This is a genomic window from Leclercia sp. LSNIH3 (assembly GCF_002935105.1).
GTDB classification, from domain to species: domain Bacteria; phylum Pseudomonadota; class Gammaproteobacteria; order Enterobacterales; family Enterobacteriaceae; genus Enterobacter; species Enterobacter adecarboxylatus.
Genome location: NZ_CP026387.1, coordinates 4173480 through 4187199 on the forward strand (window position 1 = coordinate 4173480; position 13720 = coordinate 4187199).

Sequence of the window (13720 nt, forward strand, 5' to 3'; positions counted from 1 at the left end):
CTTTCCCGGATAAAAATGCGCGATAAATCCATTTATTTCTGCCTTCTCACTCAAGATATTTTTCAGGCTCATAAATATGAGCGAATAATAAATATGGTCTATCTTTAGTGGCGAAAGCTCAACCTGACGCAGGTCATCGGCGGAAAAACTGCGCCGGGGGAGTGCGTTTAATTGAAAAATGTGATTTATTGCCGGGGTCAGATTGGCGATGTGAATGCGGCGAACCCCTGCCGCGAAAAGGAAAAAGGACTACATGGAACAGAAACACGATCGCAGCCTGGGAGGCAAACTGGCTTTGTGGGTATTTTACGCCTTTTGCGGCTATTTCATCTGGGCGATGGCACGCTATTTTTGGATCGTCAGTAAAGTCACCTCGGGACCGGGGCCGCTGATTGAGGGCGATCTCGGCTCGACGTCGGGTAAATGGCTGAGTGCCCTGTTCGGTTTTCTGCTGTTAAGCGCGGTGGGGGCGATCCTCGGCGCCATTGCCTGGTACACCCGGCCACGTGATGTGTCAGAGGAGTAAATAATTGCTATTGTACGGTTTTTCACAGTAGGGACAGCACTATGGAACTCGTGCAATGGCAGGAACGTTTTGAACGCTGGCTGAAGGCGCATCATGCCACCGATGATACCGCTCATGATATTTCTCATTTTCGTCGTGTCTGGCACACCTCACAACGGCTGATGAAAGATCAGGGTGGCGATGCGCTGGTCATCCTGACGGCCTGTTATTTTCACGATATTGTCAGCCTGCCGAAAAATCATCCACAGCGGGGCCGCTCCTCGCAGTTGGCCTCCGCAAAAGCGATAGCCATTCTGCGGGAAGCGTTTGCCGACTTTCCCGCCCATCACTATGCCGCCATCCAGCATGCCATCGAGGCGCACAGCTTCAGCGCGGGCATTACGCCGCTTACCGTTGAAGCGAAAATTGTGCAGGATGCCGACCGGCTGGAGGCCCTCGGGGCGATTGGCCTGGCGCGCGTCTTTGCCGTGTCCGGCGCGCTGGGGGTGCCGCTCTTCGACCCGGAGGACCCTTTTGCCGATGTGCGTGAGCTGAACGACCGGGCCTATGCGCTGGACCATTTCCAGACCAAACTGCTCCGCCTGCCCGAAACCATGCAGACCGACGCCGGTCGGCAGCTTGCGCGACAGAGTGCCGATGTTCTGATCCAGTTTATGGCCCGGCTCAGTGCAGAGCTACGCGGTGATTACGACGGCATCGACACCGCCGTCCTACAGCGTTTCCGCGACAGTCTGTAATGTCTTTCTGTGTTACTCTCTCTTCAGTCTCATTTGGCCCGGTTAAATCTATGCAGGAAAATGTATCAGTGATGGAGTCCGCGCTTGAGCTGGCAAAGAAATCAACGGCGTCAGTCCAGGCGTTATTGAGCCAGCTGCTGGAAATTTATGATGCCAGAACGCTGGCGCATCTTCTGAATGCTCAGGGTGATAGCCACTGGAGCCCGGCGATCCTCAAGCGACTGGTCACCAGCGAGCGGGCAGGCCATCGCCTCAGCGACGGTGAATATGGCATGCTGCAAAACCTGCTGCCGCGCCCTCCGGCCTGTCATCCTCACTATGCGTTCCGCTTTGTCGATCTGTTCGCCGGGATTGGCGGCATCCGCCATGGCTTTGAGGCGATTGGCGGCCAGTGCGTGTTCACCAGCGAGTGGAATAAACACGCGGTGCGCACCTACAAAGCCAACTGGTATTGTGATCCCGACGCGCACCAGTTCAACGATGACATCCGCGAAGTGACGCTCAGCCACCAGAGCGGCGTGACCGACGACGAGGCGGCGCAGCACATCCGTAACGCCATTCCGGCGCATGACGTGTTGCTGGCGGGGTTCCCCTGTCAGCCGTTTTCCCTGGCGGGCGTATCAAAGAAAAACGCCCTTGGCCGCGCGCACGGTTTTGCCTGCGACACACAGGGAACGCTGTTCTTCGACGTGGCGCGTATTATTGACGCCCGCCGTCCGGCGATCTTCGTGCTGGAAAACGTTAAAAACCTGAAGAGCCATGATGGGGGCAAAACATTCCGCATCATCATGCAGACCCTGGACGACCTGGGGTATGACGTGGCAGATGCCGCGGAGAGCGGGCCTGACGATCCGAAGATCATTGATGGCAAACACTTCCTGCCCCAGCATCGCGAGCGCATTGTGCTGGTGGGTTTTCGTCGCGATCTCAACCTGGGGGGCAACTTCACGCTGCGCGATCTCCCGGGACTGTGGCCGACACGCCGACCCACGATTGCCGATCTGCTGGAGCCGGTGGTGGACGCAAAATTTATTCTTACCCCGGTGCTGTGGAAATACCTGTATCGCTATGCGCAGAAGCATCAGGCGAAGGGCAACGGGTTTGGTTTCGGGATGGTCGATCCCACTAATCCCCATAGCATCGCCCGCACCCTGTCGGCGCGCTATTATAAAGACGGGGCTGAGATCCTCATTGACCGGGGCTGGGACAAAGCACTCGGCGAGCGTGATTTTGACGATCCAGAGAACCAGCGCCACCGTCCTCGCCGCCTGACGCCGCGCGAGTGCGCCCGCCTGATGGGGTTTGAAACCCCGCAGGGCTACCACTTCCGTATCCCGGTGTCTGACACCCAGGCTTACCGCCAGTTTGGTAACTCGGTGGTGGTTCCGGCGTTTGCCGCCGTCGCCCGGCTGCTGGAGTCCCGTATTTTGCAGGCGGTAGCGCTACGCAAAGCCGGAGTAGTTGATGGCGGACGTACATAATAAGGCCACCCGCAGTAAAAACATGCGCGCCATCGGCACGCGGGATACGGCCATTGAAAAACGGCTGGCTGGCCTGCTGACGCATATCGGTTTTGAGTTTCGCGTGCAGGATGCCAGCCTGGCCGGGCGGCCTGATTTCGTGATTGATAGCGACCAGTGCGTGATCTTTACCCATGGCTGCTTCTGGCATCGCCACGACTGCTATCTGTTTAAAGTCCCGGCGACCCGCACCGATTTCTGGCTGGAAAAGATTGGCAAAAATGTCATTCGCGACAACCGCGATATTGCCCTGCTACAGCAGCAGGGCTGGCGGGTGCTGGTGGTGTGGGAGTGCGCGCTGCGCGGCAGGTTGAAGCTGGATGATACCGCGCTGACGGAGCGGCTGGAGGAGTGGATCTGCGGCGGTGGAGAGACCGCCCAGATCGACACCCAGGGCATTCGCCCGCTTAAGGTTTCTCCGCCTGACACGGCGTAACCACCGGTTTGGCCGGGAACAGGTACTTGCCTAACGTCACCAGCACCACCGCCATAATAATGATCCCCAGCGCCATCCACTCTACCGCAGAGAGCGATTCCCCGCCGAGACCCGTCCCCAAAAGAACAGCCACCACCGGGTTGACGTACGCATAGCTGGTGGCGACCGCCGGAGAGACATTGCGGATCAGGAACATATAGGCATTAATCGCAATCACAGAGCCGAAAATAATCAGATAACCCACCGCCAGGAAGCCTGAGGTGTCGGGCAGGGCGGTCAGCTTCTCCCCTGAGAGCATCGATGCCGCCAGCAACACGATCCCGGCAGTGACCATCTCAATGGCACCGGCCATCATCCCTGAAGGGAGTTCAATGCGTGAGCCGTACACGGACCCAAATGCCCAGCTCATCGACCCCATCAGGATCAGCAGCGCCCCCCACGGATTCCCGCTCAGATTACCGCCGCTGTTGAGCAGAATAATGCCCGCCATCCCGATGGCGATCCCCAGCCACTCCAGCTTGCGCGTTTTAATGCCAAACAGGCGGCTGAAGCAGAGGGTAAACAAAGGAACTGTCGCCACCACTACCGCCGCAATCCCGGAGGGGACATTCTGGTGTTCCGCAACGGTGACAAAGCCATTTCCGACCGCCAGCAACAGGATGCCAATCAGGGCGGCGTTAAGAAGCGGGCGCAGCGGCGGCAGCCTGTGGCCGCGCAGGAATAAAAACGCCAGCAGCAGCACCCCCGCAGAAAGGAAACGCACCCCCGCCATCATCAGAGGTGGCCAGCTCTCCACGCCGATACGGATCACAAAGTAGGTGGATCCCCAGATGATATAGAGCGCAAACAGCGCGCCTGCTAATGGTAAAACTTGCCTGAAACGCATACTCCCTCACGGCGTAATAAAAAGGACGCATATAGTTAACGTGAAAACTATCATGCTGGCGAGTCCTTTAATTGTGTGTCAGTTGTGAATTATTTGTTGACATAAACGGGATAGTTTCGGGGTTGCGGGTTTTACTCCATACTGTTCAGGTTATTAACAAAAAAGAAGGAACGTAATTTTGGCGGGAAGTAGCTTATTAACACTGCTGGATGATATCGCCACGCTGCTGGACGATATTTCGATGATGGGAAAACTGGCAGCGAAAAAGACCGCGGGCGTGCTGGGCGACGATCTCTCTCTCAATGCGCAACAGGTCACCGGGGTACGCGCCAATCGGGAGCTGCCCGTGGTCTGGGCTGTCGCAAAGGGGTCCTTACTCAATAAAGTGATCCTCGTGCCGCTGGCACTGCTGATCAGCGCCTTTATCCCGTGGGCCATTACCCCATTGCTGATGATTGGCGGGGCGTTTCTCTGTTTTGAAGGGGCAGAGAAAATATTGCACACGCTTGAATCGCGTAAAGAGAAAGACAAGGAAAGCCCGGCGGCGCGACAACAGCGGCTGGAAGCGCTGGCAGCACAGGATCCTGTTACCTTTGAGCGGGATAAAATTAAGGGCGCAATCCGCACCGACTTTATTCTTTCGGCTGAGATCGTGGCCATCACCCTGGGCATCGTGGCGGATGCGCCGCTGTTGAACCAGGTGCTGGTGCTCTCCGGAATCGCCATTGTGGTCACCATTGGGGTCTACGGCATTGTAGGGATCATCGTTAAGCTCGATGATATGGGCTACTGGCTGAGTGATAAAACCAGCGCGCTGGCGAAGATGACCGGTAAAGCCCTGCTGGTGGTTGCCCCCTGGCTGATGAAATCCCTGTCGGTGATCGGCACTCTGGCCATGTTCCTCGTCGGTGGCGGAATTGTGGTGCATGGCATTGCGCCGCTGCATCATGCCATTGAGCACTTCGCGCAGGCACAAGGTGCTGTTATTGCAGCCACTTTACCCACCTTACTGAATCTGGTGATCGGTCTGATCATCGGCCTGATTGTGGTGGCGATAGTAAAACTCGTGGAAAAAATGCGAGGTCGCTCACATTAATAACTTCTGGCTATACCAGGCATAACTGCTATTCCTCGACTAAATTGATACAGTTTCACACTGATAAAGGAGGCGGTTATGGTCTTTCTGGTCAGCGATGAAGTTAAGCCTAAAAACGGCGGTCCACGTATGGTCGTAACCGGCTATGCAAGCGGAATGGTGGAGTGTCGCTGGTACGACGGTTACGGCATCAAGCAGGAAGCGTTTCGTGAAGAGGAGCTTCAGCATGGTGATGGCATCCGGCGGCAGGACAAGGCTTAAGTCACGCTACGCCCGGCATTGCCGGGCGTTTTTGTACGCTATAATCGCTAACAGGCAGTAATATTTGCCCATGCGGATAGCGCAAGTGGCTTTCAGGGAGTCTGTGTGCAGCCCGACGATATTGTAAGAAAAGAGCTTTCTTCGGCACGTCATCGTTTTCATCCGAGCCGGGTTGTTAATATTTGTTTTATTACTGTCCTCATCTTCTCCACGTTACTGACCTGGCGCGAAGCTGTGGTGCTGGAAGACGCCTACTCCGCCACGCAACACACGCATCTGGAGAACGTGGTCAACTCACTGGATCGCCAGCTACAGTTCAGCGTCGAAAAGCTGCTCTTCTTCCGTAACGGGATGCAGGATGCCCTAGAGACGCCGCTGGCCTCTAGCGTGCTCCACGATACCGTTTCCCGCATTAGCGACCTGCGGACAAAAGCCTCCTGGCAACTGACCTTTGACGAGCGGCGCACCTTAACCCTGCATGGCGTTTCGGATGCCTTTGTCCAGCAAACAAACAGTCTGATCCGCGAAGATGAACGGCTCGAAAAGGAGATGAGCGCCGCCTTCGAAATGGGCTATTTGCTGCGCATCAACTCCCCGGCGGCGCATGCCAGGCGCGTCGTTTACGTCTCACGGGCGGGGTTTTACGTCTCAACCGATCCCCATGACGCGGAGCGGGACATTATCGGCCGCTACTATCAACTGGTGACCAGCCCGTGGTTTACCGGGCAGTCACAGCGTGATAACCGTGACCGCAGCGTCCGCTGGTTTACGCATTCTGTTCTGTCTGATTATCAAAACGAGCAAATCGTCACGGTCAGCGTGCCGGTCGATTACCAGCGTTACTGGTACGGCGTGCTGGCGATTGATTTTACCCTTCAGGGGATGAAGAAGCTGCTGCAGGACGCGGTCGACGGTAATGGTGAAGGCGAGTTCCAGCTCTACGACGAGAGCTTTACGCTGCTCGCCACCTCGGAGAGTGTCGTCAGTCACGCCAACCGTTTTGACGAGCGGGAACGGGCGCAAATTGCCGGTGCGATGGAAAAGGATAAAGAAGGGGAGCTACGGCTGGGGAGTCGGTATGTTAACTGGCAGCATCTGGACCACTTTAACGGCGTTCTGCTGCGCATCCACACCCTCAGGGAAGGGGCGCAAGGCGATTTTGGCAGTATTACGATTGCCCTGACGCTACTGTGGCTGCTGTTCACCGGCATGCTGGTGGTCTCGTGGTTTGTCATCCGCCGGATGGTCAGCAACATGTACCGGCTGCAGCACTCGCTCCAGTGGCAGGCGTGGCACGACCCTCTGACGCGGATCAATAACCGCGGGGCGCTGTTTGAACGGGCGAAAGTGCTGGCGAAACGATGCGAACAGCAGCAGCAGCCTTACTCGGTGATGCAGATGGATCTCGACCATTTTAAACATATCAATGACCGCTACGGCCACCAGGCGGGTGATAAGGTGCTCACCCATGCGGCCAGGTTAATCACCAGCACGATACGGAAAGTCGACGTCGCCGGGCGCGTGGGCGGCGAAGAGTTTTGTGTCGTCCTGCCGGGGGCCGGCCCAGAGGAGGCGATGCAGATTGCTGAGCGGATCCGCCTGCGCATCAACGATCGCGAAATCCTGGTGAAAAAGAGCCAGACGGCACGCATCAGCGTGTCGATTGGCGTGAGCAGCGCTCAGGAAAGCAATAATTATGACTTTGAACAGTTGCAGTCCATCGCTGATGCCCGTCTCTACCAGGCGAAGCAGCGAGGACGCAATCAGGTGGTCGGTCAGGACGATACGAAGTGATCCAACCCTTCACGCCAGCCCGCAGGGCCGGGCTGTTGGGTGTGGTAAACCCGTTCCGGGTCGTCGTTTTTCAACTGGATGCCCTGGCGGTTAATGCCTTTAATCACCACCGCCAGGTCAACGCTGTCCAGCAGCGGCGCATCGTTTGGCCCGTCACCCAGCCCTAAGGTGGTGGGCAACATGCCGTCGCGCTGCAGGTACTGCTCGTTGAGCCAACTGACGGCCTGGTCCTTGCCGCCCCGGGCATCGAGGATATGCCAGAAACGCGCCCCCTGAACAAACTTCAGCCCCAGCGTCTCCAGTGCGGTTTCAAACGCCGCCATTTGTTCGTCGCTGTCGCGCCAGATGAGCGTAACCGAGGCTTCATGCAGCCGCGCCAGCGCCGCGCGTTCACGGCTCAGCCCCGTCCACTCGCTGAGCACCTTGTCATCAACATCATCGAAGGTGGTGAACTTGTACCCCGCGTCGGAGCGTAGCTGATTAATGACCTGGACGATATCGGCATGGGGAACGCCGTTGATAAGCCGCGGGGAGTTGGGATGATCGTTCCAGCGTACATCCAGTTGGACCACGGCGCCGTTTTCAGCGATGAAAGGCAGGCCATCCAGCCCGAGATCGCTCTGAATCTGCAGCATTTCCGCCGCGGTTTTGCTGCTGCAAAGAATAACCGGGATTTGGTGGTCCTGTAACCTCTCCAGCCAGCCAGCGGCGGGCTGCCAGTCGTAGGTATGAATATCCAGCAGCGTACCATCCAGATCGCTATAGATGAGCAGCGGGTCCTTAAGTGAAGGCATAGCATCTCCCCTGACAGATGAAGGTCGCGGATAAGAATTATCTTAAAAAAACAGGCCGGTAAAAATGGTGATTATGGAACCGATCCCGTTCAAGCCGCATCCGGTGCCCGTTGGCAACCATAAGTAGCATTTTAATTTCGCGTGGCAACTATAAATATGAAGAATATTTCCTTGTCATGCAAAAAAATTGCAGATAAGGTTGCACGCGACATCAGATTTCCTGATGTAACGAATTTACAAGTGCTTCTTGCATAAGCAAGCTTGATCCCGGTCACCCCATGACCGGGATTTTTTTCGTCTTAGCGATTCACTTCCGTCACGCTAAAATCATGGATATCGAGTTCAAAGGCCTCAGCCAGCTCGCGCCAGGTGTGATAGTCCCTGTCGTTAACTCTTACCCGGGTGGGGTCGTCCTCAATTCGTTTTACCTCGCTCTCGCTGATTTCGTTGATTGCGGCGAGCAGGGCATCGACGTCAACATTCACTTCCCGTTTTGCCGTTTCGCTGTACTCTTTTACGGTCTTCATCACGCACTCCTGATTACACGGTGTCCACCCGTAAGTATAGACCCGTCATACTTACAGGATGCCTGTGCGTCGGCTTGACTGATGGTCTTGCCCCTGTAGGGCCAGCACCAGTGTCCTCACTCACTCCCTTCCGTAAGCTCCTGGGGAGTCGCGGCATCGCCGCGTTACCTCGCCCCATTTGGGCCAGCAAAAGCGCCGTGCAAAAGGGCTAAGCGTTTTGTCAGATAGCTTGAGGGGATAGACCGTTGATAAAAGCGTCAGTCGCGCGGCAACACGCTGCCAGTTTTCCTGTTTTGTTCTACACTGGCTCAAAAACCAGAGGAGGATTTTATGAAGGTCAACGATCGGGTTACAGTCAAAACGGATGGCGGGGCGCGCCGCCCGGGTGTTGTACTGGCGGTTGAGCCATTTAATGAAGGCACGATGTATCTGGTTTCGCTGGAAGATTACCCGCTTGGGATCTGGTTCTTTAACGAGTTAGGTCACCCTGACGGCATTTTTGTCGAAAGCGAGGAGTAACATGCATGTCGGGTAGCGCGGGCTGGCCCGACCCGAACAGAACAAGGAAAAATCTCTGGCATAGCCAGAGATCGGGCAACAAATGAAAAGGGAAGGGAGCGATTAACGCAGGTTAACGAAAATTCCGTTGGTCACATTGTCTGTCAGTCGCACAACATGATAGATCACTTGCTTATTATGCGTTTTTATCTTCCTTTTAATATTTCCTTTATGTGACGACACAGTCTTGGCTTTGATATTCATCTGGTCAGAAATCTGAATCGTTCCCTGTCCTGCCATCCACATTCGCAGCATACTGGATTCAGTTCGGCTTAATGATAAAGTCGGAAATTTAATTTCTGCTACATTTTTTATTTCTTTGCTTAAATAATCCCCCACCAGGTCATCCAGTGACTCGGGCTTAATGGATTTGGAACTAATCAGAAGATTCTGACGGACCCGTAAATATTCGTCAAAATGTAGATTAGCAATCGCCATAAATACAATAAACAGGGTGCCGGGATGTTGATTAATGATCTGCTTTATTTGCTGACTGTTGGCAGGATCATGTATGAAACAGTCCTCATTAATAAACACCACACCTGGCGTTAAGGTCTCACATGCGGCGGCAAGTTCGTCAACGTTATGTACGTCGTTGATGTCTTTTTTCTTTACCCCTCTGCTTGCCAGATACCCGGTTAACCCTAGCCGGGTGTAACTGCATAAATCCATAATGATCGTTGACATGGCATACCCTCACTCAATGCATAACGATAATTTACCATCTGCCTGAGAGCTCTATAACAGCCATACGGGATGGAAAAACAAAATTACCTGTGAGCATTACAAGGACTTTCAGGCGAACTCACTATCCCGTAAAGTTACGTATAATTTGCCAGGAAACTTCTTAAAGTAAAGTAAATGTTTAATATTGTGAGATGGATAAAAACATTCAGGCCGCGCCAGATATATCCTGGTAGATGTTCCGCAGTTCTTATTTTAGGAATATCCTCAGAAAGACAATATAGAACACAAGGGTTATTATTTCGTTGAAAGCTCGCGCACGATATTGCTCAGCAGATTAAATACCTCGCTGAATAAGTGCTCGCAGAAGGGGGCAATAAGGGGCATTAACAGGGAAATAAGCAACATGCCCACGGTAAGGGTGATCGGAAAGCCAATAACAAACACCGAGAGCTGGGGTGCCATACGGTTCAGTAAACCCAGCGCCAGGTTGACGGTAAGCAGCAGGGTGATAAGCGGCAGTGCCAGCATCAGGCCGCTGATGAAAATCAGACCAGCCGCGCGGGTCAGGGCCATAAAGGCATTGCTGTTCACCGCATCACCGCCAATCGGCAGGGTGTGGAAGGTGTCCACCAGCATCGAAATCAGCCACAGATGACCATCAAAAGCCATAAACAGCAGCATCGCCAGCAGGTCGATAATTCGGGCGATGATGGGCATGTTCAGGCGACTACCCGGGTCGAAGAAGGTGGCGAACGACAGACCCATCTGTAAACCAATCAGCTCCCCCGCCATACGGACGGCGGCAAAGGCGAACTGCATGGTAAAGCCGATAGCCACGCCAATCAGGATCTGCTGAAGCCCCACCCACAGCGCCGGAGCCGAGAAAATCGGCACATTGACCGGTGGCAGCGTCGGGGCAACGATAATCGTGATCAGTATGGCGAGGCCAATTTTCACCCGCTTGGGGATCGATCGCTCGCTGAGGATCGGCGCGGTGGAGATCAACGCCAGAATGCGCAGCAGGGGCCAGAAGTAGAGGCCGAGCCACTCAAGCCATTGATCGCTGGTGAAATGGATCATGGCCCGGCTTAGCCGATGATGTACGGCAGGTTGGTAAACAGATTACGCATGTAATCCAGCAGCAGGTTCAGCATCCACGGCCCGGCAATAATGATCGCCACGAACACCGCGATAATTTTCGGGATAAATGACAGGGTCATTTCGTTAATCTGGGTCGCAGCCTGCAAAATACTGATAATCAGACCGGTGATCAGGGCTACCAGCAGCAGGGGAGCGGCAACGGAGATCGCGACTTTCATCGCCTCCGTGCCCATCATCATGACCGATTCTGGCGTCATTGCGCGCTCCTCAACTGTAGAAACTTTGCGCCAGCGAACCGACCAGCAGTTGCCAGCCATCCACCAGGACAAACAGCATCAGCTTGAAGGGCAGGGCAATGGTCGCCGGAGGCACCATCATCATCCCCAGCGCCATCAGCACGCTGGCGATCACCAGGTCGATAATCAGGAACGGAATGAAGATCGTAAAACCAATCTGGAAGGCGGTTTTCAGATCGCTGGTAACGTAGGCAGGCAGCAGAATGCGCATCGGCACCGCTTCCGGCCCTTGGATCGGCCCGGCGTTGGCCAGACGGGCAAACAGCGCTAGGTCGGCTTCGCGGGTCTGACGCAGCATAAATTCGCGCAGCGGTTGCGCCCCTTTCTCCAGCGCCACCTGCATTGAGATCTTGTCTTCACTGAACGGTTGATAGGCATCGACATAAATCTTGTCGATCACCGGCGACATAATGAAGAAGGTCAGAAACAGGGACAGACCGAGCAGAACCTGGTTCGGCGGCGCAGAAGGAGTACCCAGGGCGTTACGCAGCAGACCAAAGACGATGATAATGCGGGTGAAGCTGGTCATCATCAGCAGGATCGCCGGGATAAAGGTCAGCGAGGTGATAAATACCAGCGTCTGTACCGGCAGGGTCCAGCTCTGGCCACCCCCGGCCATTGGGGTGGAGATCAGGCCTGGCAGCTGGGCGTACACGGCGGGAGCAAACAGGCCAAGGCCTGCAAGCGTAAGGGACAACAAAGGACGCATCACGATCTCCCGGAACGCTTAAGCAAACTCTTCATCACGGACTGAAAATCCGGTGGAACCTCTGCACGACTCTCTTCAGAGACCGGCGTAGGCGGCAATGTATGCAGGAGTGAAATTTGCGAGGCGGTCACACCCAGCACCAGCCGGGCGTCTTCCACTTCCACGATCACCACGCGTTCGCGTGGCCCCAACGAGGTGCTGGCCGCGAGCTTCAACCCGCGTCCTCCTGCGGTTTTACCCGCCAGACCGACACGTTTTGCCAGCCAGGCGACAATCAAAATAAAGGCAATAATCCCCAGCAGCGCACCGCTGACCTGCAGCAGCGGCGAACCGGGCACTGCAGAGGGTTGAGAGACAGTGGCCTGGGTTTTCATCTTTAACGGCTCAGACGACGCATACGTTCGGACGGCGTAATAATGTCGGTGATACGCACGCCGTACTTATCGGCGACAACCACGACTTCACCCTGGGCAATCAGGTAACCGTTGATCAGAATATCCAGCGGCTCCCCGGCCAGGCCATCCAGCGCCACCACGGAACCCTGCGTCAGGCGCAGCAGCTCTTTGATGGTCATCCGGGTACGGCCCAGTTCCACGGTCAGCTTGACCGGGATATCCATAATCAGATCGATATCCTGCAGCGTACCGCTGACGTCACCGCCGCCCAGCTGCTGGAACACCGCATCGGCCACGCTTTTGCTGGCGGGTGCTTTTTGCTCGTTTAACGCCTCAGCCCACAGATCGTCCAGTGCTCCGTTGTTGTCATCGGACGGATTGTTCATATCACTCATTTGGGCTGTTCCTCATTCAGAGAATTCAAAATCGGGTTAATCAGGTGCTCAACGCGTAACGCGTATTGATTGTTTACGGTGCCATACTGGCTGGTCAGCACAGGCACGCCATCCACGTGGGCGATGATGCGGTCGGGTTTTTCGATCGGCAGCACATCACCGGGTTTTAATTTCAAAATCTGCGACAACCGCAGCGGGACATCGGCAAAGTTCGCTACCAGTTCCAGCTGGGAGTGCTGAACCTGACGCACCAGGTTCTCGCGCCAGTTCTGATCTTCATGGCGGGAGTTTTCCAGCGGTGGGTTCACCAGCACTTCGCGCAGCGGTTCAATCATGCTGAACGGCAGGCAGATGTTGAACTCACCGGTCAGGTTGCCGATCTCCACGTGGAACGGGGTGTTAACCACGATATCGTTTGGTGAAGTGGTGATGTTGGTGAACTTCACCTGCATCTCGGAACGGACATACTCCACTTCCAGCGGGTGAATCGCTTTCCACGCGTCGCTATAGCCTTCAAGCGCCAGCTTCAGCATGCGGTTGATGACGCGTTGTTCGGTATGGGTAAACTCGCGGCCTTCCACTTTCGTGGGGAAACGTCCGTCGCCGCCGAAGAGGTTATCCACGGCGATAAAGACCAGGCTTGGCGAGAAGACAAACAGGCCCGTGCCGCGCAGCGGTTTCAGATGGATCAGGTTGAGGTTCGTCGGCACCGGCAGGTTACGGGCGAACTCATGATACGGCTGAATGCGGATCGCACCGACGGTAATATCCGGGCTACGACGCAGCAGGTTGAACAGCCCCATACGGAACTGACGGGCAAAACGTTCGTTGATGATCTCCAGCGCCTGTAGACGCTCGCGCACCACGCGACGCTGGGTATTGGGATCGTAGGGGCGAATGTCGCTGTCGCCAGCCGCACCCGGTTTTGGATCGTCGGTTTTATCGCTGTCGCCGTTCAGCAGCGCATCGATTTCCGCCTGAGAAAGAATACTGTCGCCCATG

General features: G+C 55.4%; 17 protein-coding genes and 1 pseudogene. 8 read left to right on the plus strand and 10 right to left on the minus strand.

Features of this window, described 5'->3' with window-relative positions; genetic code table 11:
- The first annotated feature begins 253 nt into the window (after window positions 1-253).
- Genes drpB through C3F35_RS20165 form a run of 4 tightly spaced genes read left to right on the plus strand, consistent with a single transcriptional unit; the run spans window position 254 to window position 3219 of the window.
- Window positions 254-526 (plus strand): cell division protein DrpB, encoded by a 273-nt coding sequence (drpB, locus tag C3F35_RS20150; RefSeq protein WP_032612296.1) that lies wholly within the window; start codon window positions 254-256, stop codon window positions 524-526.
- Between the two features lie 41 nt (window positions 527-567).
- Entirely contained in the window at window positions 568-1263 is a 696-nt protein-coding gene (locus tag C3F35_RS20155) for a phosphohydrolase (protein ID WP_103792116.1), read from the plus strand.
- A 50-nt stretch (window positions 1264-1313) separates the two neighbouring features.
- Window positions 1314-2744 (plus strand): DNA cytosine methyltransferase, encoded by a 1431-nt coding sequence (locus C3F35_RS20160; protein ID WP_164529953.1) that lies wholly within the window; start codon window positions 1314-1316, stop codon window positions 2742-2744.
- Window positions 2728-3219 (plus strand): very short patch repair endonuclease, encoded by a 492-nt coding sequence (locus tag C3F35_RS20165; protein WP_032612290.1) that lies wholly within the window; start codon window positions 2728-2730, stop codon window positions 3217-3219. Before C3F35_RS20160 ends, C3F35_RS20165 begins: the two co-directional genes overlap by 17 nt.
- Here the strand turns inward: C3F35_RS20165 and yedA are convergent.
- Window positions 3191-4105, minus strand: coding sequence for a drug/metabolite exporter YedA (gene yedA / locus C3F35_RS20170; RefSeq protein WP_103792115.1), 915 nt, complete (start codon window positions 4103-4105; stop codon window positions 3191-3193). The two genes, C3F35_RS20165 and yedA, sit on opposite strands and share 29 nt — an antisense overlap.
- Before the next feature lie 178 nt (window positions 4106-4283).
- Between yedA and C3F35_RS20175 the strand changes: the two genes are divergently transcribed.
- The 3 genes from C3F35_RS20175 (at window position 4284) to dgcQ (ending at window position 7256) form a co-directional block, all read left to right on the plus strand.
- On the plus strand, window positions 4284-5201 hold the full coding sequence (locus C3F35_RS20175; protein ID WP_077227886.1) for a DUF808 domain-containing protein: 918 nt from the start codon (window positions 4284-4286) through the stop codon (window positions 5199-5201).
- A gap of 78 nt (window positions 5202-5279) precedes the next feature.
- Window positions 5280-5462: a YodC family protein gene (locus C3F35_RS20180; protein WP_032612284.1), complete on the plus strand. Its 183-nt coding sequence runs from the start codon at window positions 5280-5282 to the stop codon at window positions 5460-5462.
- A gap of 105 nt (window positions 5463-5567) precedes the next feature.
- Entirely contained in the window at window positions 5568-7256 is a 1689-nt protein-coding gene (gene dgcQ, locus C3F35_RS20185) for a cellulose biosynthesis regulator diguanylate cyclase DgcQ (RefSeq protein ID WP_103792114.1), read from the plus strand.
- On the opposite strand, the gene C3F35_RS20190 is transcribed toward dgcQ, so the two are convergent.
- Together C3F35_RS20190 and yodD are read right to left on the minus strand one after the other, a co-directional pair.
- On the minus strand, window positions 7238-8050 hold the full coding sequence (locus tag C3F35_RS20190) for a mannosyl-3-phosphoglycerate phosphatase-related protein (protein ID WP_059307594.1): 813 nt from the start codon (window positions 8048-8050) through the stop codon (window positions 7238-7240). The two genes, dgcQ and C3F35_RS20190, sit on opposite strands and share 19 nt — an antisense overlap.
- Before the next feature lie 299 nt (window positions 8051-8349).
- Window positions 8350-8577, minus strand: a complete 228-nt coding sequence (gene yodD, locus C3F35_RS20195; RefSeq protein WP_032612275.1) for a YodD family peroxide/acid resistance protein — start codon at window positions 8575-8577, stop codon at window positions 8350-8352.
- Window positions 8578-8907: 330 nt separating this feature from the next.
- On the opposite strand from yodD, the gene dsrB reads away from it, so the two are divergent.
- Window positions 8908-9096, plus strand: coding sequence for a protein DsrB (dsrB, locus tag C3F35_RS20200; RefSeq protein ID WP_059307595.1), 189 nt, complete (start codon window positions 8908-8910; stop codon window positions 9094-9096).
- 102 nt (window positions 9097-9198) lie between these two features.
- Here dsrB and rcsA read toward each other — a convergent pair whose 3' ends face one another.
- From rcsA to fliM, 7 genes and pseudogenes are all read right to left on the minus strand, one after another.
- Entirely contained in the window at window positions 9199-9822 is a 624-nt protein-coding gene (rcsA, locus tag C3F35_RS20205; RefSeq protein ID WP_059307596.1) for a transcriptional regulator RcsA, read from the minus strand.
- 287 nt (window positions 9823-10109) lie between these two features.
- Window positions 10110-10902 (minus strand): annotated as a pseudogene (fliR, locus tag C3F35_RS20210) (flagellar biosynthetic protein FliR); the annotation flags it as partial.
- Between the two features lie 8 nt (window positions 10903-10910).
- On the minus strand, window positions 10911-11180 hold the full coding sequence (gene fliQ / locus C3F35_RS20215) for a flagellar biosynthesis protein FliQ (RefSeq protein ID WP_103792113.1): 270 nt from the start codon (window positions 11178-11180) through the stop codon (window positions 10911-10913).
- A 10-nt stretch (window positions 11181-11190) separates the two neighbouring features.
- Complete coding sequence (fliP, locus tag C3F35_RS20220; protein WP_103792112.1) at window positions 11191-11928, minus strand: flagellar type III secretion system pore protein FliP; 738 nt, start codon at window positions 11926-11928, stop codon at window positions 11191-11193.
- On the minus strand, window positions 11928-12302 hold the full coding sequence (gene fliO / locus C3F35_RS20225) for a flagellar biosynthetic protein FliO (RefSeq protein WP_103792111.1): 375 nt from the start codon (window positions 12300-12302) through the stop codon (window positions 11928-11930). Before fliO ends, fliP begins: the two co-directional genes overlap by 1 nt.
- A gap of 2 nt (window positions 12303-12304) precedes the next feature.
- Window positions 12305-12718: a flagellar motor switch protein FliN gene (gene fliN / locus C3F35_RS20230; protein ID WP_032612268.1), complete on the minus strand. Its 414-nt coding sequence runs from the start codon at window positions 12716-12718 to the stop codon at window positions 12305-12307.
- Window positions 12715-13719, minus strand: coding sequence for a flagellar motor switch protein FliM (gene fliM / locus C3F35_RS20235; RefSeq protein ID WP_032612266.1), 1005 nt, complete (start codon window positions 13717-13719; stop codon window positions 12715-12717). Before fliM ends, fliN begins: the two co-directional genes overlap by 4 nt.
- Window position 13720 lies beyond the last annotated feature (1 nt).

What these genes read in the sequence shown, in the direction of transcription:
- drpB (WP_032612296.1), top strand. Translation starts at nt 254, where the DNA reads ATGGAACAGAAACACGATCGCAGCCTGGGAGGCAAACTGGCTTTGTGG.
- C3F35_RS20155 (WP_103792116.1), top strand. Translation starts at nt 568, where the DNA reads ATGGAACTCGTGCAATGGCAGGAACGTTTTGAACGCTGGCTGAAGGCG.
- C3F35_RS20160 (WP_164529953.1), top strand. Translation starts at nt 1,314, where the DNA reads ATGCAGGAAAATGTATCAGTGATGGAGTCCGCGCTTGAGCTGGCAAAG.
- C3F35_RS20165 (WP_032612290.1), top strand. Translation starts at nt 2,728, where the DNA reads ATGGCGGACGTACATAATAAGGCCACCCGCAGTAAAAACATGCGCGCC.
- yedA (WP_103792115.1), bottom strand. Translation starts at nt 4,105, where the DNA reads ATGCGTTTCAGGCAAGTTTTACCATTAGCAGGCGCGCTGTTTGCGCTC.
- C3F35_RS20180 (WP_032612284.1), top strand. Translation starts at nt 5,280, where the DNA reads ATGGTCTTTCTGGTCAGCGATGAAGTTAAGCCTAAAAACGGCGGTCCA.
- C3F35_RS20190 (WP_059307594.1), bottom strand. Translation starts at nt 8,050, where the DNA reads ATGCCTTCACTTAAGGACCCGCTGCTCATCTATAGCGATCTGGATGGT.
- yodD (WP_032612275.1), bottom strand. Translation starts at nt 8,577, where the DNA reads ATGAAGACCGTAAAAGAGTACAGCGAAACGGCAAAACGGGAAGTGAAT.
- dsrB (WP_059307595.1), top strand. Translation starts at nt 8,908, where the DNA reads ATGAAGGTCAACGATCGGGTTACAGTCAAAACGGATGGCGGGGCGCGC.
- rcsA (WP_059307596.1), bottom strand. Translation starts at nt 9,822, where the DNA reads ATGTCAACGATCATTATGGATTTATGCAGTTACACCCGGCTAGGGTTA.
- fliQ (WP_103792113.1), bottom strand. Translation starts at nt 11,180, where the DNA reads ATGACGCCAGAATCGGTCATGATGATGGGCACGGAGGCGATGAAAGTC.
- fliP (WP_103792112.1), bottom strand. Translation starts at nt 11,928, where the DNA reads ATGCGTCCTTTGTTGTCCCTTACGCTTGCAGGCCTTGGCCTGTTTGCT.
- fliO (WP_103792111.1), bottom strand. Translation starts at nt 12,302, where the DNA reads ATGAAAACCCAGGCCACTGTCTCTCAACCCTCTGCAGTGCCCGGTTCG.
- fliN (WP_032612268.1), bottom strand. Translation starts at nt 12,718, where the DNA reads ATGAGTGATATGAACAATCCGTCCGATGACAACAACGGAGCACTGGAC.
- fliM (WP_032612266.1), bottom strand. Translation starts at nt 13,719, where the DNA reads ATGGGCGACAGTATTCTTTCTCAGGCGGAAATCGATGCGCTGCTGAAC.